The sequence below is a fragment of the Thiocapsa sp. genome (assembly GCF_018399035.1).
Taxonomy (GTDB): domain Bacteria; phylum Pseudomonadota; class Gammaproteobacteria; order Chromatiales; family Chromatiaceae; genus Thiocapsa.
Genome location: NZ_CP073760.1, coordinates 2,064,135 through 2,086,038, shown reverse-complemented (window position 1 = coordinate 2,086,038; position 21,904 = coordinate 2,064,135). Strand labels below are relative to the sequence as shown.

The following is a 21,904-nucleotide window of genomic DNA, read 5'->3' as shown; positions in this document are numbered from 1 at the left end:
AAGTCGGCAGGAAAGCCCGGTGCCGGAAAACGGCACGCCGGGTTTGACGTGGCGGGGGCTGGAAACGTGATCATGGGAGCCGGACTGAGGGCCAGCACGAAAGTGCTGGAGGTCCCACCGGACCCTAACGTCGGCGCGCCAGTTCCCGACCCTACCTTAGGGGGCGGGGTGACCGTAAGGTCACCCCGCTACCCGACTGGTCCGTCCCCGGTTTCCCGTTCGCCGATCCGGGCCGAGCACTCGCCATTGATCTCGCCGACGTGGGTTACGGGGTCGATTGCGACGACCCCGGCCACGGCACTCGGAATGCCCTCATCCCCACAGTCAAGGGAGCGGTCGCCTGAGGAAAAACGATAAACCTCAGGAAATAAAGTGAGCGACAACAATTACCCCTCCTGATCATGCCACCATCAAGTTCGCTGATCGCGCTGATTAGCAGCTGGTTGGATTCGAGGCTATGGTATCGTTATGCGAACGGTATTGGATGTCGCCCATCCGGCCGAATTGACCGCATTAACTCGATAACGGTAGAACATCCCGCTTTCCACCCCGTTGTCGGTAAAAGCGACAACATCTGCCCCGACAGTGGCAATCCGCTCGAGGGGGATCGGGTACCGACCGACCCCACGCCAAATAGCGAACCGCGTCTCGTCATTGCTGTTGTCCTGCCAAGTGAGTTGGATCTGTGTCGAGGACAGCACGGTCGCTGCGAGATTGGAGGGCGCCGCGGGCGGAGAGGGTAGAACCGGCTCGCGCTCTTCTTCCCAAACGACGATGAAAGAAGCTAAATCCTCTCCATCAACGACCCCGTCGTCGTTGAAATCGGCACGCGAATCACCGCTGTAAAAAGCGGTCTCAAAGGCGGTTCTGTCACTCTCGTCAACGCGCTGATCTGCGTTGAAATCCGCCTTCGGACCAACCTGTAGACGTACCCAGCGAATATTGTTTTTAAAGCGCGCGCCGTCCCAGCCATCGCTGGTTTCATAATAGCTAAAGAAGAACCGTCCCGAATTGTCCAAATAGCGATCGGCGGGCTGGACATAGGACACCCAGTTGATTCGCTGTACCGAGCCATCAGGGGCACTCCCCACGCTATCGACGGTGACAGGCGCGCTCCAGGTGCGGCCTTCATCAAGGCTAACGCGTGCCAGGAGCACCCCGGGTGTGCGGGCTTCCGAATAGGCGCAGACAAGATAATCGCGCACTGCGCCGCAAGCGATCGGATCTCCCGAATCAAGGTTGGTAGTGAGCGTGCTGTTTTCCCAACGCGATCCGTCCCAGAAAAAGAAGCGTATTTGCCTTGTGCTGCCGACCGTCATAGTCATCCAGGGTGCCCCATTGGGCCCGAAGCCCACGTCCCGCGGCAGCCATCCCATAGTCTCGTCTGATGCCAGATGATCATAAGGCGAAATCGTCGAATCTTGGGTGGCGTAGGTCAACGGCAGAGTCGCTGGGGAACCGTCCGCCAAGCTCCACGTCTCTCCTAAGTCCTCCGTGTAGAGAAACGGATTGGAACCGAATAGCTTGATGAGTTGGTTGTTCTCCTGGAATCGTTCAAACCAGTGCCAAGTCACCGCTAGGGCGCCGCGCCTGGGATCCCAGCGTGACCAGACCTGCTCGATCGTGATATCGCCACGACTCTGTACGAAGCTGGCGCGGCCGATCGTTTCTTGCTTGACCAACTGCGGCGTAGAAGAGCTTAGGTCATATCGCTGAAACAACACGGCTCCGTCGGGGCGGGTGCTATGCAGATAGCGATAAGTCAATAGTCCGGTCTGATCCACTACGCTGAGTGTCGGGGCAGTGGATCTCTCAAACGTTTCAAAATTATCCAACACGATGTCTGACTGACTGGGGTCGAACAGCCCGCTGGAACGCGCCAAGTCGAAAGGAAGCTCGTTGGCGCGTGCTCCGAAGACCGACCAAATCCGGCCTTCCTCGTTTGCGGAAGCGCGGGAGGTGAACACGGCATTCCCTCCGGGATTCACGCCGTCTTCTAACAAGACGCCGGCGGGGTGTTCGAGTGCCAAGGCCTCGCCGGTGTGCTCATCGACCCATACCGCGAAGTCCGGACTACCGAGGTCGGGTAGCGCATCGTTTGGGTTAGCCCTTGTGCGCCGCGATACGAGGTGTACGCTTCGCCCGTTTTTGTAGGACCCGAGGTGCTGTTTCAAGCCGTGATTGTAGCCCCAGGAATACTCCGAAACTACTTCCTGCGATTGGGCCGTGATCGTTGGATCGGCGCCTTGCGCCGGCGGCATCACTGCCACAATGATCGTAACGATTGTTCCTAAAGAAAATGTCTTCATGATAACCTCTACGCCGCGTTGGTCGCTTCGCTTGCTCGAAAGCCGACAGGCGAAGTGCTTCCAATGCGAAGTTAATTCACCCTCGCCGTTCGCTAATAAGTATAGTGTGCGGCCCAAAGCTGGACTCGCTCCTCCATCGCAAAACTGGGTTGGAGAAGGTAGCCGTTGATGCAGGTTAAGGAGATGCGAGAAATCGTGGGGAGTCTGGAGGTGAATGATAAATGTCATTGACCGTCGTCAGCCATTTTAATCGGTCATCTGCCCTCCTCTCCAAGCCAATCAGGAACAGACCAGTCGGGTAGCGTCGGGTAGCAGGGTGACCTTACGGTCACCCCGCCCCCTAAGGTAGGGTCGGGAACTGGCGCGCCGACGTTAGGGTCCGGTGGGACCTCCAGCACTTTCGTGCTGGCCCTCAGTCCGGCTCCCATGATCACGTTTCCAGCCCCCGCCACGTCAAACCCGGCGTGCCGTTTTCCGGCACCGGGCTTTCCTGCCGACTTCACATCCAGGGTTATGAGACCTCTTGCACTGGGAGCGCTTTCGGCTTACGCAGCCCGATTCGGTACCCGTCGTAGAGCCCGAGCACCTCGTATAGCCACGTCCTACTCCACCTCTTCCAGCCAAAGCCCTGACGCTGACGCGCGCGCATTAAATGGCGCCGAATCTTCTTCTCCACCCAATCTTGGACATATACCTTTTATAGGCATAAACGCAACTTTCCTTATGTCGACTCTCAGCAATGCTCGATAACATTTTAACTTCGAGTTAGACTTATCGCTACCGACGGGCCGCCTTGTAGTGTTTTTTAGACGATGATCAGAATCGAGTTCTCCGAGCAGGATTTGAAGACAATACAGAAGTTGCGTTACGAGCATCCACACCCAAGGGTGCGCAGGCGAATGGAGGTGCTGTGGCTGAAGAGCCAAGCGCCTTGCGCACCGGGAGATTTGTCGGCTCGCGGGAATTTCCAGCAACACCTTACGGCAGTACCTAGGGATGTTTCAGTCCGGTGGTATCAAAAAGCTGACGGAGCTCAACTTCTACGCCCCGATAAGCGAGTTGGAGCAGCATCGCTATCGACTCGAAGCCCATTTCCGCGCGCATCCGCCTGCGACCATCAACGAGGCGGCGGCCATGATCGAGGAGCTGACGGGAATCAAGCGCAGTCCGAGCGCCGTGGGGCGGTTTCTCAATTCGCTCGGCATGGCTCCGAGACGAGTCGGAATCATCCCCTCGAAAGCCGATCCAGAGGAGCAAGAACAGTTTATTATCAATAAGTTAGAGCCGCGCATCGAAGAAGCCAGACAGGGTAAACGCGCTATTTTTTTGTCGATGCTGCTCACTTTGTAATGGGTGCCTTTCTCGGCATTCTGTGGTCATTCTCCCGCCTTTTTTTAAAGACTTCCGCCGGGAGAAAACGTTTCAACGTGCTCGGTGCGCTGAACGCGATCACGCATGAACTGGTGATGGTGACGAACGATACCTATATCACTGCGGTAAGCGTCTGCGACCTGTTGCGACGCATTGCCATGCTGAATCTCGACGTGCCAATCACGCTGGTGATGGACAATGCGCGCTACCAGAAGTGCAATATCGTCACAGCGCTGGCTTTGCAGCTGAATATCGAACTGCTTTATCTTCCCACCTATTCACCGAATTTGAACCTGATCGAAAGGTTGTGGAAGTTCGTCAAGAAAGAAGTGCTCTACTCGAAATACTATCCTAATTTCGCCGAGTTCCGAACTGCAATCACCGACTGCCTAAAACAAACGCACACCACGCACAAGAAGGAGCTGGACTCTTTACTCACGCTGAAATTCCAGGCATTCAAAAAATGTGAGCTTGTGCCTATATGAGGTATACCCGAAACAGCGACTGGAGTGCCCCACCCGAAAGTAGCCTACCCACCCCCTGAGGATCGGATTGATCAAGGCGATCACCCGATCGATCGGCTGCGAGCGGTAGCGGCGGAACACGTCCTTGAGGCGTTGCAGGATCGCGGTACGCGCCTTCATCCGTGGCGTGTAACGCGCGCCCCAGACCCCGCGCCGAGTCTTGGCCCGGCGGAAGTCAAAGCCCGGGAAGCTGAATGCCCCTCCCTGGCTCAGGTCCAGTCGTCGTGTCTTGTCTTGATTGAGTTGCACATCGAGCTTGGCCAACTCCTCGACCAAGCGTCGCCAGGCCGCGTCCTCGAGCCAGTTCCACCGGCGATACCCATCGACCAAGATCACCAGGTCATCGGCATAACGGGCATACTCGATATAGGTATAGCGTCCGTTGCGGGTGACCTCCTTGGCCCGCTCCAGCATCCGGTCGACCTCGTTGAGGTAGAGGTTACTGAGCAGGGGTGAGATCACACCGCCTTGCGGAACGCCCCGCTTGCCACTGGCCTTGAGGATACGCTTGAGCAAGCCCAAGACCTGATCATCGCGGACCCGCTCCGCCACCTTCCCCAAGAGGAGATCGTGACGAACCGTGTCGAAGTACGACGCCAGGTCCACATCAATCACATAGGTCTTGTTGCTCACAATCGCCTCGGCCACGCGCTGCACGGCTTGATGCGCCGTGCGCTTGGGTCGGTATCCATAGCTTCCATCCTGGAAGTCAGCCTCGAAGATCGGCTCCAGAATCAGCTTGAGCGCCCCTGGACCACGCGATCGCGAATGCAGGGAATCCCCGGGACGCGCATGCGCCCGTCTCCCTTGGGAATCTCCCGGCGGCGATTCGGTTGCGGTCGGTAGGTTCCGGTGACCAGCTCATCCCGGATGCCTTGCAGAAACGCCTCAACGCCAGCCGCCTCGATGGCCGCGAACGTCACCCCGTCACTGCCGGGGGCACCGTTGTTCGCTTTCGCCATCGCATAGGCCGCGTGCAGGGTCTCCTCTTTGCACACGTGGACGTAGAGTCCCCAGAAGCGCCAGGCCGGTTCAGCCTTCGCCTTGATGTAGATCCTCTTCCTCAGGTCTTGCAGATCGATGGGCGTCGTTGTCATCTCGCCCCTGCCTCCCGTCTTGTTTAAGGATTGCCAACAGTAGGGCGCCTTCGCTCCACGGACATTACCCCGCTTCAGCGCTACTACGCGCCCATCCGCCACCCGCTCGCCTTCGGTCCACTTCCCGGTGTCGCCGGTTATAGGACCTACCTTGCTCCGGGGATTTCGCCCTGGGGCGAGACGGGCTTCTCCAGTTGCTTAGCGTGCCCTTGCCACCATGCCGTCGCTACTCACCCCGCCGAAGTGGTCGGATCGTCTCGGTCAGACTTCGACCCGCCATGCTGCCTTCGCCCCACGGTTGCAGGCTCGGCCTTCGGAGCTACGCATTGTCGAGGCCATCATTGCGTTCACTGTTGTTACGGCCTGGTGACTCGCCACCTCCCCAAGGACGGTGCTGTCGATCGGCTTCAGGGTCTTGGTCTCCCGCCACCCTGCGATCCAAGCTACGGGGCTCCTGACTGTTACCCCGGCAGGACTGTCTCCTGCTGAACACGCCAGCCTTCGCTGGACACACAACCGTGCTTGCGACTTTCACCGCACACGGCTCAAGCCTTGATAAAGGCGCCGTGAAGCACCCGGCGATCAACGGGGTTGTAGCTGAGACGCGTCACGTTACCAACCATGCAGGAGCCGTTACGGGTCGCCGTCCCCGCTGACGCCCGCGACGCTCGACGAAATAGTCGGCCTGTTGCGGGTCATAGGGGTTGGCGTCGCCGCGGAAGCGCAGGGTCAGGTCTTGTTATCCTGCATTTTTGGATCAGAACACAGACGAACATCTTGATGTAGTCCTTGGCTTCAACTGCTTGCTCACACGGCATCCTCATGGCCCGAGAGGTGGTGCTCATCAGCGAAAAAGGGCCAGGCTCAATTTCTGCTTCATACCTGCAGCCTTAACGGCCCTCATCACGGCGATTCCGGCCTCAGGACATCTCGCCCAATGCCTGCGCGACTGCCTGTTGAAATACCGCCTCGTCGGCCGCGATGCCCGTCCAGGCGGAAAAGATCTGCATCGCCAGTTGAACCAGCATGTCGACGCCATCGACGATCGGGCAGCCCTTGTCCTTAGCCGTCTGTAGGAAGGGAGTGATGCGCGGATTGGTGATCACATCGACCAGGATGGTGGCTGGGGTGATCTGGTCCCAATGGAGCGGGATGGATTCCAGCTCGGGCGCACAGCCCAGATGCGTGGCGTTCATGAGGATCTGGGTGCCGGCAGGGATCTCCGCTTCGCCGACCCAGGGTTGCCAGACGGCAGGCACGCCCGAGGCCCGGGTGACGGTTGCGGCGACCTCCTCGCCTTGTGCCTGGCGCCGGGTAATGAGGGTCAGGTGGGACGCTCCAGCCCAGGCCAGTTCCACGGCCATGGCCCGCCCGGCCCCGCCGGCGCCGAGCATAGCCACTCGCTTGCCGGCGATCGGCGTGACCTTTTCGATGGCCTTGACGACACCCTTGCCGTCGTTGTTGTGGCCGATCAGGCGGCCCGCTTCAATGGTCATGTAATTGGCGGCGCCGATCGCTTGCACATCCGCATCGACCTCGTCGAGCAATGGGATGGACGCCACCTTGTAGGGCACGGTGATGCAGGCCCCGGCGAATCCCAGCGCACGGACCCCGGCAATGGCCGCCGGCAACAGGTCTTCCGTGGGGAGGTCGCATTTCCAGAATTGCCAATGAAGGCCGTGGTGGGCGAAGACGGCGTCGAACATGCGGTCGATGGGGTTCTCGGCGACCGGATGGCCAAGCATGGTGATCAGTTGCTTTTGCGGGGGCAGAGAGAGGATGGACACGGGCGATCTCCAGGAGCGGATTAGGGTCGAGGTGTGTCTGGCCGGGTGGATTGAACACCGGTCAGGTGCCTGCAGCTCAACCGGTGACATGCACAGGACGGGCATTCTCGCGCGCACCTCATCCTCACACTCCACCGTCGGTCACCAGTGCACCAAGCTCCAGTTCCACGCCGTCGAGCATCGATGGGCTGATCCGATACGGCGGGCCGAGCTGGTGGGAACTTCGGTAGGCGCCGTTCTCGGGGGCGCGGTGGACCCGGATGGCGCGCGCCGGGATGTCGATGAGCCAGACCTCGGGAATGCCGTAGCGGGCGTACAGCGGCAGTTTTCGCGTGCGGTCGTAGCGCACGCTGCTGTCGGCGACCTCGATGACCAGAAGCACATCTTCGGCCTGCGGATGTTCCGAGCTGTAGAAGTCGTCTCGCGGCTTGAGGATCGCGATGTCGGGCTGAGGTGCGCTGAGATCACCGAGGAGGATCGGATCTTGGGTCGAGACGATCGCGCGCCTGCCGACGGCCTCGATGAGGAGCAACGTGAGCCGCTTGGTGCGACTGGCGTGAGGCGGTGCGATCGGCGGCATGTCGATCATCTCTCCTTCGATCAGCTCGATCCTGGCCTCCGGGTCCAGCACGCCGGCCTCGCCCATGCGGAAGAACTCCTGCGTGGTGACACGATGCGGGCGCGGGGGGGGCAAGGCGTTGGCGTGCATGACGGTTTCGCTCTGGGCTCGTTGACCGGCGATGGGCTCGAGGTTAGCCGGTCGGCGGGAGGGTGACAAGTTCAACGCATGGCCTCCTTCGATCCCGAACGCCACGGTGGCGAAGCCATGCCCGCCGAGAAGGCCCTCGGTGCCGAACAATGGTGAAAGCCGTCAAGGACTGGGTGCCGAACCGCCAGGACGTCATCTGGATCGACTGCAATCCCCGGCGCGGGCAGGAAATGCGGGATGTTCATCCCTTTCTGGTGCTCTCGCCCAAAGTCTTCAACGAACCGTCGCCGGCGCCGATTCCGGCATTTAGTCTTTGGACGACCTTACGCGGAGTCCGTGGAGCTGATGAAGAACCGCCAGTTGGATGCGACACTTCAGTCCTCCGGTCTCGGCATGGCGGCCTTCCGGGACCTGGCTTCCACCATGTCGGTGCGTTTCATCCCGGTGCCCGCGGACGTGGTCGCGGCGATCGGAAGCCCGCCTATCGGCCCGGCGTCATCCCCGCCAACACCCAAAACATCAGTCGCTCGTGACACCCGCTCTGCGGTGTCACGCATGCCCCGTGGCGCTCTGCGCCAAGTGCCACGATGGCCGGAATTACGAGCAAGGCCCGTGAGTGCGGCCCACTCCGCGGGCAAGGGAATCAAGAGACCCGAGCATGCTCGCGGCAAACACGATCGCCCACAGCCGCGCGGTGCATTCCAGGTTCACCCGCGTCGGTTCCAGCAACTGACCAAGGTATAAATCCATCTTTCCGAGGTTTCTTACCGGGAAGTCAAACGCGTCGCAGATGGCCGGACCCGTTCCGCGGCGAGGTCACCCGCCGCGACTACACCTCGGAGGTTTACAAGATCTCTGTCATCGTCTAGCTTCGGAGCCCATGCATCTCGTACGGTCATTAAAGCGTTCGACAAGAATAAAGAAGAGGCATACTGATATGGCAAAAAAAATGTGGGTCTTGGATCCGCAGTCCGGGGGTCAAAAAATCCTGGATGCAGCCAAGAAAAGGATTTCCAAGAGAATCCTGGATCATGCGGCGGAGAATTACGCGGGAAAGTACAACCGGATCGACGTTCGGTTCCGGGGCCAGTTTTGTTACATCGACGCCTACACGGAGCCATATGTTGCGGCGGATTACGATCCGACTCTTTTTGGGGAATCCCGAGACGCCTACATTGAGCGGCTACGTAGTATGCCAACACATTTATGTCGCCTGCGATACTTCGGAGATGAAAACCAGTGCTCAATGGCTTTCTATACCTACAGTCATGACGAATACGAGCCTTGCGTTTTCAACCACGGCAGTTGGTATGGAACACCGGAAGAAGCATTCGACGCTTCCTCGGTTTATTTAACCGAGTAAGGTCACCTCTCGGCTCTGCCGGGGGGGACTCACCGAGTTTTGACCGGTCCCGCCGTCGGCGTGAATTCGATTTCGTAACTTCGGCCATCGAGTCACGTGGCGCAGAACGCCAAGGGGCATACGTGACACCGCGGAGCGGTGTCACGGTACTGGCTGGCCCTTCGGCCCTTGCGGTAATGAAAACGTTCGACGAGAGAAAAAAGCAGGCGTTCTTCATGACCTGGGCCGGTAGGGTGGACGAGCGAGAGCGAAGTCCACCGAACCCTGCGCCGGCGCTTGTGGACTGCGATGCGCTTGTCCCTACAGATCCAATCAGCGACCTGGCCGGGTTTATGGGCGAGGCATCATCGGCGCAGTCCGGCGCGGCTCGGGCATGGTGTCATGACAAGGAACGGACGCGCCCCTGGTCTCAGAACCTGACCTGTACCCGCCAACTCAGGATGGTCGAGCCCTCGGCGGGGATCTCCAGCGTCCAGGAGGCGAGGTTCGATGCCTCTTTGGTGTGCGGTTGGCTCTCCTTCTGCATGGTCCAGTCGCCCGGGATCTGCTCCGTGACCTTGACTGTGACCGGGGCGTCCTTGGCGTTCTTAAGCTCCAGCTCGAATGCGGTCTCGTAGGCGTAATCGTAGGCGCTGGTGCCGGCGAGCTTCTTGAGCTCGGTCTGGCGGCGCCGTGCGGTCACGTCGAAGCTCTCGCCGAGCTTGAGCGTGACGGTCTCGTTCTTCGGGGTATGGTCGACGGCGTCTTCGCCGACGAATTGGGCGTTGCCTCGGCTGTCCTTGGCATAGACGCGCATGATCCCTTTCGGAAGCGGGATGCCGAGGCTGCCGTCCTTGTTTTCGAAACGCAGGGTTGCTGCGACCGGCAGCTTGGTCCAGCCGTCGGAGGTGCGGGACTGATAGACGTAGGGTTGACCGCTCACGACCAGCTCGCGGGTGACCGGGACCCGCGGTGCGCTCAGCAGCGCGACCTGCTTGGTCTGGTTGTTGAGGATGTCGGTGGGGCGGGGCAGGGTGTAGAGATGGTACTCGGCGAGGCTTTCTTCCTCGGGCATGGCCATATCGGCAGACATGACCATGCCGCGTGCCATCATGGGCATAGGCATCTCCTCCACGACCTGATTGACCTCGCCTGCCACCAACTGTACTTGGGCGCCGCGATAGGCGATGCCGCTCTGGTTGGTCAGGGTGACCCATCCGTTGATGTCCATCGTCGTGCTGTCGGCGGAGAGATCGGCGACATAGTCCGCCTTCCAGGCGAGCCCGCCGGTCAGATAGGACAGCTCGAAGAGTCCTTCGCCGCCGGTCGCGGCATTCAGATGCAGCACGAGTGTGGGCTGATCACGCAGATCCGCCGGCACGTCGGGAAAGGCGAGATGGCCGACGACCGCGGTCTCGATCCGATCGGCATAGCGCAGGACCGGTGCCGGATTCGCGGCGAGGACGATGGCGTCTTCGATCTCCTGCTCCCCTGCGTCGTTGGTACGGATCACCTGCACGGTCCGCCCGACATATTTCCGGAGCAGGCTTTCGGGGGTCAGCAGATCGAAGTCGAAGTTCTGCTCCAGCAGGTCGACCGACAGTGTCCCCGAGGTCTCGGTAAGCAGAGCGGTCTCGGGTCGGATGCGTTGGGAGACGTTGCGCCATGCGAGACGGTTCTCGGCCGCGTCCAGGGTGACGCGGCGGCGGTCCTTCACCAAGGCGAGATCCGCGTTGTAGATGGTGACGGCGAGCGCCTCTCGGGCGTTGTCGTCGATACGTTGCTCTTGATCCACGGCGGCTCCGATTGTGGCGAACGTCATGAGACTCGCCGCGATGCCGGCGAGTACGGGCGCGGTCGAGGGTGAACGATGGGGTCCGAAGGGGGATGGTGTCGTTGGCATGGTGTGCTCGTCGTGATCGGTGATCGGCGGCAATCGCCGACTCAGACCGTTTGGCCGCCGCGCGGAGCGTCCCGGGACATCGGCCATCGTGTCGATGGCCGGCTGCGGCAGGACGAAGGGGAAAAGCTCTTGCTGGCCCATGCTGCGATTCAGCTGTCATCGCGATGAGCCCGACCCCGTTGGACGTCGGGTCGGCGGAAGAGGACGACTGCACGTCGTCGATCCCGGGGAGTTGCCGCTTCGCGACGATCGTCGGCGTCGCCTCCGGCCGGTCAAACCAACAAGGCCGCCGGAGGCGATCTCTCGGGCTACTTGAAGCGCGAGAAGGCGTCCATGAATGCCTTGCTCGTGGCGTCCCAAGCGGTCTCCATGCCCTTGCGCATATCTTCCCAGGCCGCTTCGCTCGCGTCGGTCATCTTGCTCAGCATCTCGCGGGCCTCTTCCTGTTGTTGCTTCAGCCGCTCCATCTGCTCCTCGTAGTGCAGCTTCATGTCGGCCTGGGCACTCTCGGATTTGGCCTGCAGTTTTTCCAGGTCCGCGTCCCACTCGTCCATCTTGGCCTTCATCTTTTCGATGTAAACTTTGCGGTCGATCATTGTCGTTTCCTCCATCGAGATCTAATCAGGGCATGCACGGATTGCGGGTCGGAGTATTCCGCGTCGCCGTGCCGAAAGCAACCGCGTCAGGCGGGGCCTTTCGGTCGGATCAATCCGGCCGAGAGCGATGCCCGTAGATGCGTGAAAGCCTGTCCGGATGGACGCCGAGTGCATAGGCCAGTCGCAACGACCACATGAGCAGCACGGTGCTTACGACACCCTTGCTCTCCCAGCGCCGCCCTGCGGTGACGACGCGATCGCGAACGCACACGGGTGGGCCATGGCGCTTGAGTCGACGCGAGAGTGCAATGTCCTCCATCAAGGCGATCTCGGGATAACCGCCGACGCGCTCGAACAGCGTCCGAGCCACGAAGATGGTCTGGTCCCCGGTGGCGATGCCCGTGAGACGAGAGCGTTGGCTCATGCTCCAGGCGATGAGCGGGAGGAGGGGATGGCGACCCTCGATCCGCACGTCGAAGCGGCCCCAGGATCGCCCGCTGCGCGCGAGTAGATCGGGAAGTCGGAGCAGTGTCTCGATCGGCGCTCGCGTGTCCGCGTGCAGAAAGACAAGGAGATCGCCGCGAGCCGCCGCGGCACCGGCGTTCATCTGGGCGGCACGGCCGCGCGGCGCGCTCATCACGCGGTCCGCATGGGGTGCGGCGATACCGGCCGTGCCGTCCGGACTGTCCCCGTCGACGATCAGGATCTCGCCGCCGGCCGTGCGGACCGGCGCGAGTGTCGCGAGGAGCGAGACGATGCCCTTCGCCTCGTTGAGGGTCGGAATTATGACGGAGATGTTCGACTGTTTGCGTATCATTCGGTAAACGCCTCGGTACTTTCACTCGGCTGTGTCGGCTGAGGGTTCATGCTAGCCTCCGCCATGGCCATGACATCACAGGGAATACGATGAAAGACGCATCAGGAACACCCGTTCTCGTCACCGGCGGTGCAGGCTATATCGGCAGCCACGCCTGCAAGCTTCTGCACCAAGCCGGTTATCGGCCCATCGTCTACGACAATCTCGTCTATGGCCATCGCCGGGCGGTGCGTTGGGGGCCTCTCGAAGAGGGCGACATCCAGGACCGCGCGCGTCTGGATGCGGTATTCGAGAGCCATCGACCCGCCGCGGTGATGCACTTCGCCGCATTTTGTTACGTCGGCGAATCCGTCAAGGACCCCGGCAAGTACTACCGCAACAATGTCGCCGGGACCCTGACGCTGCTCGAGGCGATGCGCGATCACGGCGTCGCCCCGCTCGTCTTCTCGAGCACCTGCGCCACCTATGGCGTCCCGCGCAGCGAGCGCATCGCCGAGGATCATCCGCAGAATCCGATCAACCCCTACGGCGCATCCAAGCTGATGGTCGAGCGCTTGCTCGCGGATTTCGACACGGCCTACGGTCTGCGTGCGATCGCGCTGCGTTATTTCAACGCCGCCGGCGCGGACCCGGACTCCGAGATCGGCGAGGACCATGATCCGGAGACCCACCTGATCCCGCTCGCCATCGCGGCCGCCGCCGGAACCGGACCCGGACTCACCGTCTACGGCACCGACTACGACACGCCGGACGGAACCTGCATCCGCGACTACATCCATGTCGCCGATCTCGCCCAAGCACACCTCCGGGCGCTCGATGCACTGCTCGGCGGGGCGTCGAGCCGCATCTACAACTTGGGCAACGGTCAGGGCTTCTCGGTGCGCGAGGTCATCGCCGCCACCGAGCAGGTCACGGGTTTGACCGTCCCCGTCGAATACGGCGCGCGACGCGCCGGCGATCCGCCGCGCTTGGTCGGGGATGCGAGCCGCATCCGCGGCGAGCTGGGTTGGGTGCCCGCGTACGCGAGCCTCGACGCGATCATCCGCACCGCATGGGATTGGCACCGCGGGCCGGCCTTGGAGCGAAAGGACGGGGCATAAGACGATTTCCGGGAACAGTATCCCGACGGCGCATGCCTGCAGGCGTAGGGCGAAGTCGGGAACAATAAAAAACCGCCGAAAAATGTAGGATGGGTAGAGCGAAGCGAAACCCATCCAGCCCGCGCCTAGGGCATCAGACCGAAATCCGGCAATGCGGCGGTTTGGAGGATGGGTTTCGCTGATGCTCTACCCATCCTACCCGTTCGTCTAACCGCGCCTGGTGCGGTATGCGTCATGTGTTGAAGTGGTTTGGCCGCGCCCGCTCCGACGACTGTCGGAGCGGGCGCGGTTTAGGATTAATGCTCATGCCCGACATACAGCCGGGTGAGCGCCTCGCGATAATCGGCCAGGATCTTGGCCCGTTTGAGTTTCATCGTGGGGGTCATGCGGTCGTTCTCGATGGACCAGGGGCAGGCGGCCAGGGCCACGCGGCGGATCTTGGCATGACCGGGGAAGCCGTTGAGCCGGCTCTCGATCCGCTTGTGCAGAACGGGCTCGAGTCGGCCGTCGGCATCGGCGACCATGGGATCGGTCGGTAGTCCTTCGGCCTTCGCCACCTCGGTGTAGACATCCGGGCTCAGCACCACGAGCGCGCTCAGGAAGGGGCGTCCCTCGCCGATGACCAGGACCTGCTCGAAGAGCGGGTCGCCGGTGATGGCCATCTCGATATCCGCGGGCGGGACCTTCTCGCCGTTGGCGAGCACCAGGATGTCCTTGATGCGGCCGGTGATGACGATGTGGCCGTCTTGGACGCGCACCTGGTCGCCGGTCTTGAGCCAACCCTCGCCATCGAGCACCTCGGCGGTCGCTTGCGGCTGGTGCCAGTAGCCCGACATGACGCCGGGCGAGCGCACGATCAGCTCGTCGAGGTCGCCGATGCGGTACTCGAGTCCGGGCAACGGCCGGCCCACGCTCTCGGGGATGTTGTCTTCGAGCGGACTGACGCTGATGACCGGGCTGGTCTCGGTGAGTCCATAGCCCTGCACGAGCGGGACGCCGAGCGCGATGAAGACGCGCGCGATGTCCGGCGCCAAGGGGGCGCCGCCGCAGACGGCAACCCGCAGTCGTCCGCCGAAGCGCGCGCGGATCTTGGCCCCGACCAGGTGATCGAGCAGCGGGGCCGCCAACAGGCCCGGGTGCCAGCTCGCCCGGCGCTGGCTGTGCTCGAAGCGATCCCAGCCGATGCTCACCGCCTTCTCGAACAGCCGGCGCTTGAGCGCGGATTCGCCCTCGAGCCGTTCGCGCAGCCTTGCATGGACGCGCTCGAAGATGCGCGGGACCGCGATCATGACGGTCGGTCGGATCTGCAGCAGATCCTCGGCCAATTGCGGGATCGACCGCGCAAAGGCGACGCTGCAGCCGGCCATGATCGGCAGGACGCAGCCGGCGGTACGCTCGAGGGTGTGGGAGAGCGGCAGGAAGGAGAGGAAGCGGTCTTCGGGCCTTGCAGGAATGAGCTTGAGCGACGCCTCGGCGTTCCAGAGGATGTTGCGATGGCTGAGCATCACGCCTTTCGGATGCCCGGTCGTGCCGGAGGTGTAGACGATGGTCGCCAAGGCGTCGGGGTTGTCGACCCGATCGATGGGCCGATGATCGGCAGGGGGCAGCGCCTCGTCGAGCCAGTCGTTCGCGGCGCGGGTGCCCTCGGGCAGTGCCGCTTCGCCCGGCTCGAGAACCAGCAGGCGCTTGAGCTCGGCGAGCGTCGGATCGATGGCGGACAACTTGGCACGTTGCTCGGCGGTCTCGAGCAGCAGGAGTCGAACGCCGGCGTCGACCAGGATGTGCCGGACCGCCTCCGCCCGGTCGTCGGGATAGAGCGGCACCGTGACCAGGCCAAGACCGAGCGCGGCCAGGTCGAAGGCGACCCATTCGCGCCGATTGCGCATCATGACGGCCACACGCTCGCCGGGGGAGAGACCTTCGCGCGCCAAGGCCGCCTGCCAATGGGCGACCGCCCGGGCGGTGTCGCGCCAGGTGGTCTCGATCCAGGTCTTCGTGCGGTCGTCGAACTGACGGTAGGCGACCGCATCCGGGGTGCGCGCGACACGTTCGAGCAAGAGGCCGCAAAGGCTGCCTGCATCCTCGGCCGAGATGAGATCGAGCAGGCGGGTGGAGACGCCTGTCGTTGCGCTTTGATCGAACAGCAACATGTCAGTGTCCTCCTCGATAGAGCCCGGCCGGGGTCAACTGCCAGCCCCGGTCCGGTCTGAAGTGGCGGCCATGGTCGCGTTGGAGCGCAGCGAGCCGCTCGCGCATGCGCTCCCAGCCGCCCTGGGTGATGTCGTGAAGCGGGCCGCCGCGGTGCGGGGCGAAGCCGGTGCCGAAGATGACCCCGGCGTCGAGCAGGTCCGGATCCTCGACCACGCCTTCGCGCAGACAGGCGACACACTCGTTGAGCAGGCGGAAGATCAGCCGCTCGGTGAGATCGGCCGGCGGCCGCTCGCCGCGCGGTACGGGCTGCGGTACCGCGCTTCCCTGTTGATAATGATAGAAGCCCTGTCCGCTTCGATGACCAGGTCGGTGCGTCGCAGCCCCTCGCCGTCCGGGTCCGGGTAGTGCTCCTGCCTGACCTTAGACGCCGTTCGGCGGGTCATCCGTTGCGCGACCCACCCACGCACCGAAGGGAGATTGGGCAGACGCTGCGAAAAGTTCGCCCGGCTTGGTAAGGGTGCGGTGCGAAGCAGATCGCGAGCGCCTGCCTCCAACTGACGTCGGGGTAGGACGCGATCGACCAGACCCATCCGCTGGGCTTGGCGGGCCGAGTAGGTTCTTCCGGTCAACATGGCCTGCATGGCCGGGATGGGGCCAAGTGTCCTGATCGCGCGCCAGGTGCCGCCTTAGCCCGGGAAGATCCCGAGTCGCACGCACCGGCGATGAATCCCTTGGGTTTGCGCGAGTGGATGATCAGGCCCTTGATCGGATCCGGGTGCGGTCTCGACTCGCTGCCGGTTTCGAGTCCATTCTCGACTTGGGCGATGCAGGCGTCCAACTCATCCAGTGCAGCGACCGAGAGCAGGTTGACGGCGTGCGACGGGTCGTCGATCCCGAGCCTGCAGAATCCGTCGGTGGCGTCTTGCTCGATCGTCCAGAGTATCTTCATGGCGCACCTCGCCTCCTCGGAGGCCAGCAGGAGCAACGCGGCGCCGTCCGTAACCTGCGCGCTGTTGCCGGCGGTCACCGCACCCGTGGGTCGGTCGAAGACCGGGCGCAGCGCGCCGAGCCGTGCGAGATCCGAATCGGCCCGCTAGCCCTCGTCTTGAGTATAGACAGTCCCGTCGGGCGCGATGTGTGGGGCGGCCCTTGAAGACGGCACGACAGACGACCCCGATGTCTGGAGTCGAGGCCGCGCTTGCGGCGGCGCGGTAGGACCTGCTGCGGTCATTCAAGAGCACCTGCGTCCGGCACCAAGGCAGGCTGCGATAGAGGCCGATATCGTCGATTCCCGGGTAGGGATACTTGATGATGTCGAAATAAGGCGAGTAGTCGAAGTCGCGCGGCGTGAAGAGACGCGTGTTGCGCTTGAAGAAACGCAGGGCGCCTGAGTTAATGACTCGGACCCTTTCCGGGCCGGGAATGTTTCAGGGAAGGTTGGGGCCATACAATGTGCTCGATCCTGCCCCGATCGCGCCGCGGCAGCCGTCCTGCGATGTCCCGAAGCGGGCAGGTGGCGGGCTACCGGCCATGTTGTAACGTCCTTGATGGTGGCGTAACGTATCGACATTGAAGATACAGAGGAAGTCGAAAATGCGTGTCACCGTGAAGAAGTGGGGCAACAGTGCCTCGGTGCGCATACCTGCCGCCATCATGGAAGCGGCGCATCTCAAGCTGGATGAAACCGTGGACATCCGTGAAGAGGGTGGCTGCATCGTGATCGAGCCGGTCCGCCAAAAGGGATACGACCTGGCGCAACTGCTTGCCGGCATCACGCCGGCGAACCTGCACGCCGAAGTCGATTTCGGTGGACCCGTCGGCAAGGAAGCCCTTTGATGGTCGTCCGCTATGTGCCCGAGGCCGGCGACATCGTATGGCTCCATTTCAACCCCCAAGCCGGGCATGAGCAGGCCGGTCACCGCCCGGCGCTGGTCGTCAGCCCTTCAGCCTACAACGGCAAGACCGGGCTGATGCTGTGCTGCCCCATGACGACGCAGATCAAGGGTTATCCCTTCGAGGTCTTGATCGCCGGTGATCGTCCGGGCGCTGCCTTGGCCGACCAGGTCAAGAGTCTCGATTGGGTGGCTCGCAGGGCGCAACACAAAGGGCGGGTCTCCACCGCCGAGCTGAATGAAGTCAGGGCCAAGGTCCTGGCCCTGTTGGGCTCGGAGCTCCAACAATGAATCTGATGACCTGCGAGGAGTTCCTCGGTTTGGAAGAGAGCTTCCAGCCCGAAGCGGTGTCCAGGGCAGTTGCCTACGGGGAGAAGGGCAGGCCCGAGGCCGAGGCCGGGGCCGTGGACGTCGGGGGCGTCGAGACGGTGGTCCCCTTCGTCGTCGAGGAATGCAAGAAGGCACCCAAGGAGACCTTCCGGCAGAAGGCCAAGGCGGAGATGAAGAAGCTCGAGGCTAAGGCGATTTCTGCAAACTTCCATACCCGTAGGTTGTGCTGACGATAGGAAGCACAACTTGCGCCTACGGTTGGTTGTGTCTCGCACGGCTCGGCACAACCTACGCCCTTGGCATGAAGCCACCCGCCGGATCCACGACATGGCGCATAGGCGACCGCAGCCACCGAAAGGTCGAAGCGGCGGTTGAAGCGATGGGCGATCACGCCCGGTTAGCCCGCGGCAGACCTGCTGAAATCGAAGCCGTAGTCACCCCTGGCAGATCAACGGGCTTGCGCGCGGCTGGGGCTTCTACTTCGCCGACATGGCCCGGTTTGCCCCCCGCCCGTCCGATACGAAGGGCAGGACGCCGGTGAGGAATCCGATCGGTTCCGGCGCTACCTCTTCCTCCCGATACCCGAGGACTCTTGACCTGTCGATCCCTGTTTGCGGGGCGCGGTGGGGGCCGCCCAATTCAATTGTCAGGCAATCGAGTGCCTGGAGGGCCAGGTCGCGGTTGCCGAGCCAGAGGTTGGCCTGGAGCAGCAGGTCGGCATGCGCGAAGCCCCGGTCTACCGACGGCGTCTCAGCCCACGCCACGCCCGGATGTTGACGCCGAGCGTACCCGCCGAGTAACAATGACCCACCTGCGTCGCTTCGCTCCGACTGCCCCGGCCGAATGGCCGTGGAACGGGTGGCCGAATGCCGGTGGAATCGCCGGCCGGATGTCGGTGGAACAGGTGGCCGAATGGCGTGGAATGCGCATCCAGATGGCACCACAGGTCATCCCGCTCAGGCTCGCGATCGAAGAACGCCTCCCCATCCGCTTTGCTGCCCAGTCTGATCGACATCAGCAATTACCGCCGAAAAATATTCCCCTTTCTGCAACAGAAGGTTAGCTTGAGCTGAAAAAGTTCTTCGTAAACTTTTGTTCAGGAATCAGAATACTGCCGCACAAGCCTAAGGTTGCGAGGCAGATGCCGATGAGTGCTCCTTTCGTCCGCAAACAACTCAGCGCCGAGGGCCTGCTGAAGGCGGCGCGGCGGGTGTTCGGGAAGATCCCCGATCTGCCCGGCAACGCGATTGCGCTGGTGGATCATCTTGATGTCGGGGCTGGCGTTGTTCGGGCTGAAGTATCCCTCGCTGCTGCAGTTCGAGAACGACTGCCGGGAAGAGACGACGCGGGCGAATCTCAAAGCACGCTACGGCGTGGAGCGCGCCCCGAGCGACACGCGCTTTCGCGAGCGCCTCGATGAGCTGGATCCGAGCCACTTGCGCCCGCTCTACAAGGCGCTGTTCGCCGAGCTGCAGCGCGGCAAGGGGCTCGAGGGGTTTGCCGACCTCGATGACCATGACCTGATCTCGATCGACGGCACGGGCGACTTCTCCTCGCAGACGATCCACTGCGCGCAGTGCGCCGAGAAGCACCATCGCAACGGCACCACCACCTACTACCATCAGATGCTCGGTGCGGTGCTGGTGCATCCGGACTGCGCGGAGGTCTTCCCGCTCGCCCCCGAGCCGATCCTCAAGCCCGACGGGGCGAAGAAGAACGACTGCGAGCGCAACGCCGCCAAGCGCCTGCTCACGGATCTGCGCCGCGAGCACCCGCACCTGAAGCTGATCGTGGTGGAAGACGCGCTGGCCTCCAACGGCCCGCACATTCGCCATCTGCAGGCGCTTGATCTACGGTTTATTCTCGGCGCCAAGCAGAGCGACCACACGTTTCTCTTCGACTGGGTGGCGGCCAGCGAGCGCACCACCGAGGCGAGCTTCAGCGACGCGAAGGGATTCCGCCACCGCTTTCGTTACCTCAACGGCGTGCCGTTGAACGACGCCAACTTCGACCTCGAGGTGAACGTCCTCGAGTACTGGGAACACGCCCCCGACGGCAGCGTCACCCACTTCTCTTGGGTGACCGACATCCCCGTCGAGGACAGCAACCTGATGACCCTGATGCGAGGAGCCCGCGCACGCTGGAAGATCGAAAACGAGACCTTCAACACCCTCAAGAACCAAGGCGATCACTTCGAGCACAACTTCGGTCACGGCAAACAGTATCTCAGCACCGTGCTCATGCACCTGATGATGCTGGCGTTTCTGATCGATCAAATCCAACAGCGCTGCTGCCGGCTGTTCCAAGCCGCCTTGACGGCCGCCAAGAGCAAGACCCGGCTGTGGCGCAAGCTGCGCAACCGCTTCGATCTGTGCCTGATTCAAAGCTGGGAGGCGCTCTATCGCTCCATTATCCACCCGCCGCAGATCCCCTTGTGGCTCGACACCTCCTAGCCGTCTGCCGTGAACGACTGTGCTCGAAGCAACTCTTGAGGGGCCACCACACGCCAACCGTTCAGCAGCGCCGCCCGGCGGCGAGAGGCAAGCTATGCCTGAATGCTCTCCACACGCGACCGCGCCGGTCTCGATCGAGACCGGGCGTACACGGCGGGAATTGACATCGCCCTGGTGCCTCTTTAGATACAGGATGGCGATAATAGTGCGTTAAAAGTAACGCACGTCAATATTGACGTGATCTAAAAATTGATACGAACTCCAGAAACAGCTCATTTGATTCCCACCGGACATCCGGCGGGACGCACGGCGGAGGATGCGTTCCAGCGCGCCGTGAAGAAGAGCATGGGGGCTCGCCGGCTTGTCCGTCGCGGTTTTCCCCTCAGGGATCACTCCGATGCGCGTTTCCCCATAGGCGCGAATCGGCGCTAGGCACGGCCCGATCCCTGTGCCAGTCTTGATTCGAACGAGGTCGCCCCGCGTCGTCGCTCGCTCCACAGCGATGGATCGCGGGTGGACCTTTGTGGTCCTGGTTTCTGACCCGAGGCGGATCCAGCGTGAACGACCAGCAGCCGACAATTTCGCGTCTCGTCTGGGAGACCCGCTATCGGGCCGAAGGCGAGGCCGATCTCGACGCGACTCGGTACCGGGTTGCGTGGGCGCTGGCGTCGGTCGAGCCGGCCGATCGGGCGCTTTGGGCGGCGCGGTATCTCGACCTTCTCAAAGGCTTTGGGTTTCTGCCGGGCGGGCGGATCCTCGCCGGGGCCGGCGTGGACCGGGACCTGACCTTGTTCAGCTGCTTCGTCATGGGTCCGATCCCGGATGACCTCGCCGGTATCTTCGAGGCGCTGCGGGATGCGGCGCTCGCCATGCAGCAGGGCGGGGGCGTGGGCTGCGACTTTTCCACGCTGCGTCCCGCCGGTTTGCGCGGGGAACGGGTCGGGGGCACGGCCTCGGGGCCGGTGTCCTTCATGGGCCTGTGGGACAGCATGTGCGCGACACTGCTCTCGACCGGGGTACGCCGCGGGGCCATGATGGGGACGCTGCGCTGCGACCATCCCGACATCGAGGTCTTCGTCGATGCCAAGCGCGACGCCGATGCGCTCGTCATGTCAGTCTTTTCTCGGGTTCAGTATCGGCGAGTCCGCACGGGCGCGGGTCAATCGGACCGGTATCGGGTCGAGGATCATGCTGTAAGGCTCTGGCGTGAGCGCTTCGGGCGGCAGCCCGGACCACCGGCCTTCGTCGCCGCGCACGAGGTGGCGCCGGAGGACCATCTGGCGATGCAGGCGGCCGTTCAGCCCCATGTCGACAACGCCATCTCCAAGACCATCAACGTGCCGACGCAGATCCCGTTTGCGTCGTTCGAGCGGCTCTATCGTCGTGCCTACGACCTCGGGCTGAAGGGCTGCACGAACTTCAGGCCCAATCCGGTGACCGACGAGATCCTGAGCCGGGATCTCGAGGCCTGCACGCCGGAGGAGTCGGGTCCATGCTGCGGATCGGAGCGGGAAGGGGACTGA

At 62.5% G+C, this 21,904-nt stretch carries 21 protein-coding genes and 3 pseudogenes; 12 read left to right on the top strand and 12 right to left on the bottom strand.

The features are described from left to right. Window positions 1–455: 455 nt before the first annotated feature. Window positions 456–2,309: a hypothetical protein gene (locus KFB96_RS09450; RefSeq protein ID WP_213462063.1), complete on the bottom strand. Its 1,854-nt coding sequence runs from the start codon at window positions 2,307–2,309 to the stop codon at window positions 456–458. A gap of 812 nt (window positions 2,310–3,121) precedes the next feature. Between KFB96_RS09450 and KFB96_RS09445 the strand changes: the two are divergent. Continuing rightward, window positions 3,122–4,165 (top strand): annotated as a pseudogene (locus tag KFB96_RS09445) (IS630 family transposase). Here the strand turns inward: KFB96_RS09445 and KFB96_RS09440 are convergent. The 4 genes from KFB96_RS09440 to KFB96_RS09425 all read right to left on the bottom strand — a co-directional run bounded on the left by KFB96_RS09440 (window position 4,112) and on the right by KFB96_RS09425 (window position 7,872). Beyond that, window positions 4,112–4,927, bottom strand: coding sequence for a reverse transcriptase domain-containing protein (locus tag KFB96_RS09440; RefSeq protein ID WP_300971801.1), 816 nt, complete (start codon window positions 4,925–4,927; stop codon window positions 4,112–4,114). The pseudogene KFB96_RS09445 and the gene KFB96_RS09440 sit on opposite strands and share 54 nt — an antisense overlap. Before the next feature lie 11 nt (window positions 4,928–4,938). After that, a complete protein-coding gene (locus KFB96_RS09435; protein WP_213501907.1) occupies window positions 4,939–5,301 on the bottom strand; it encodes a hypothetical protein in 363 nt (120 codons plus the stop codon). 920 nt (window positions 5,302–6,221) lie between these two features. Beyond that, window positions 6,222–7,088, bottom strand: a complete 867-nt coding sequence (locus tag KFB96_RS09430; protein WP_300971472.1) for a shikimate dehydrogenase — start codon at window positions 7,086–7,088, stop codon at window positions 6,222–6,224. A gap of 124 nt (window positions 7,089–7,212) precedes the next feature. Next, window positions 7,213–7,872, bottom strand: coding sequence for a Uma2 family endonuclease (locus KFB96_RS09425; protein WP_213501905.1), 660 nt, complete (start codon window positions 7,870–7,872; stop codon window positions 7,213–7,215). 74 nt (window positions 7,873–7,946) lie between these two features. Here KFB96_RS09425 and KFB96_RS27510 point away from each other — a divergent pair. The 3 genes and pseudogenes from KFB96_RS27510 to KFB96_RS09410 form a co-directional block, all read left to right on the top strand. Beyond that, window positions 7,947–8,066 (top strand): annotated as a pseudogene (locus KFB96_RS27510) (type II toxin-antitoxin system PemK/MazF family toxin); the annotation flags it as partial. After that, a complete protein-coding gene (locus KFB96_RS27505; protein ID WP_367115043.1) occupies window positions 8,035–8,541 on the top strand; it encodes a TAXI family TRAP transporter solute-binding subunit in 507 nt (168 codons plus the stop codon). The pseudogene KFB96_RS27510 and the gene KFB96_RS27505, both read left to right, overlap by 32 nt. A gap of 193 nt (window positions 8,542–8,734) precedes the next feature. Beyond that, window positions 8,735–9,160, top strand: coding sequence for a hypothetical protein (locus KFB96_RS09410; RefSeq protein WP_213462070.1), 426 nt, complete (start codon window positions 8,735–8,737; stop codon window positions 9,158–9,160). Window positions 9,161–9,569: 409 nt separating this feature from the next. Here the strand turns inward: KFB96_RS09410 and KFB96_RS09405 are convergent, their stop codons facing one another. The 3 genes from KFB96_RS09405 to KFB96_RS09395 form a co-directional block, all read right to left on the bottom strand. Further along, window positions 9,570–11,183, bottom strand: a complete 1,614-nt coding sequence (locus tag KFB96_RS09405) for a DUF4139 domain-containing protein (protein ID WP_366931588.1) — start codon at window positions 11,181–11,183, stop codon at window positions 9,570–9,572. 167 nt (window positions 11,184–11,350) lie between these two features. Further along, the gene (locus KFB96_RS09400) at window positions 11,351–11,638 is read right to left on the bottom strand and encodes a hypothetical protein (protein ID WP_213462072.1); all 288 of its coding nucleotides are present in this window, start codon (window positions 11,636–11,638) and stop codon (window positions 11,351–11,353) included. A 109-nt stretch (window positions 11,639–11,747) separates the two neighbouring features. Further along, on the bottom strand, window positions 11,748–12,455 hold the full coding sequence (locus KFB96_RS09395) for a TIGR04283 family arsenosugar biosynthesis glycosyltransferase (RefSeq protein WP_213462074.1): 708 nt from the start codon (window positions 12,453–12,455) through the stop codon (window positions 11,748–11,750). A gap of 89 nt (window positions 12,456–12,544) precedes the next feature. Between KFB96_RS09395 and galE the strand changes: the two genes are divergently transcribed. Next, window positions 12,545–13,555 (top strand): UDP-glucose 4-epimerase GalE, encoded by a 1,011-nt coding sequence (gene galE, locus KFB96_RS09390; RefSeq protein WP_213462076.1) that lies wholly within the window; start codon window positions 12,545–12,547, stop codon window positions 13,553–13,555. Window positions 13,556–13,851: 296 nt separating this feature from the next. Here the strand turns inward: galE and KFB96_RS09385 are convergent, their stop codons facing one another. The 4 genes and pseudogenes from KFB96_RS09385 to KFB96_RS26635 form a co-directional block, all read right to left on the bottom strand. Next, window positions 13,852–15,705, bottom strand: coding sequence for a long-chain fatty acid--CoA ligase (locus KFB96_RS09385; RefSeq protein ID WP_213462078.1), 1,854 nt, complete (start codon window positions 15,703–15,705; stop codon window positions 13,852–13,854). Between the two features lies 1 nt (window position 15,706). Further along, window positions 15,707–15,919 (bottom strand): hypothetical protein, encoded by a 213-nt coding sequence (locus KFB96_RS09380; RefSeq protein ID WP_213462080.1) that lies wholly within the window; start codon window positions 15,917–15,919, stop codon window positions 15,707–15,709. A gap of 44 nt (window positions 15,920–15,963) precedes the next feature. Further along, window positions 15,964–16,338 (bottom strand): hypothetical protein, encoded by a 375-nt coding sequence (locus KFB96_RS09375; RefSeq protein WP_300971467.1) that lies wholly within the window; start codon window positions 16,336–16,338, stop codon window positions 15,964–15,966. Further along, window positions 16,332–16,784 (bottom strand): annotated as a pseudogene (locus KFB96_RS26635) (hypothetical protein); the annotation flags it as partial. The gene KFB96_RS09375 and the pseudogene KFB96_RS26635, both read right to left, overlap by 7 nt. Window positions 16,785–17,299: 515 nt before the next feature. On the opposite strand from KFB96_RS26635, the gene KFB96_RS09365 reads away from it, so the two are divergent. From KFB96_RS09365 to KFB96_RS26630, 7 genes are all read left to right on the top strand, one after another. Continuing rightward, window positions 17,300–17,542 carry an AbrB/MazE/SpoVT family DNA-binding domain-containing protein gene (locus tag KFB96_RS09365; RefSeq protein ID WP_213462082.1) on the top strand — a complete coding sequence of 81 codons (243 nt, stop codon included), beginning with the start codon at window positions 17,300–17,302 and terminating at the stop codon, window positions 17,540–17,542. Continuing rightward, window positions 17,542–17,889 carry an endoribonuclease MazF gene (mazF, locus tag KFB96_RS09360; RefSeq protein WP_213462084.1) on the top strand — a complete coding sequence of 116 codons (348 nt, stop codon included), beginning with the start codon at window positions 17,542–17,544 and terminating at the stop codon, window positions 17,887–17,889. The genes KFB96_RS09365 and mazF overlap by 1 nt, the downstream gene beginning before the upstream one ends. Further along, a complete protein-coding gene (locus tag KFB96_RS09355; RefSeq protein WP_213462086.1) occupies window positions 17,886–18,158 on the top strand; it encodes an HdeA/HdeB family chaperone in 273 nt (90 codons plus the stop codon). The genes mazF and KFB96_RS09355 overlap by 4 nt, the downstream gene beginning before the upstream one ends. Before the next feature lie 381 nt (window positions 18,159–18,539). Beyond that, a complete protein-coding gene (locus KFB96_RS09350) occupies window positions 18,540–18,728 on the top strand; it encodes a hypothetical protein (protein WP_213462088.1) in 189 nt (62 codons plus the stop codon). Between the two features lie 2 nt (window positions 18,729–18,730). Continuing rightward, window positions 18,731–18,991: a hypothetical protein gene (locus tag KFB96_RS09345; protein WP_213462090.1), complete on the top strand. Its 261-nt coding sequence runs from the start codon at window positions 18,731–18,733 to the stop codon at window positions 18,989–18,991. Between the two features lie 205 nt (window positions 18,992–19,196). Further along, window positions 19,197–20,381 (top strand): hypothetical protein, encoded by a 1,185-nt coding sequence (locus KFB96_RS09340; RefSeq protein WP_213462092.1) that lies wholly within the window; start codon window positions 19,197–19,199, stop codon window positions 20,379–20,381. A 557-nt stretch (window positions 20,382–20,938) separates the two neighbouring features. Next, window positions 20,939–21,904: a ribonucleotide reductase N-terminal alpha domain-containing protein gene (locus tag KFB96_RS26630; RefSeq protein WP_300971464.1), complete on the top strand. Its 966-nt coding sequence runs from the start codon at window positions 20,939–20,941 to the stop codon at window positions 21,902–21,904.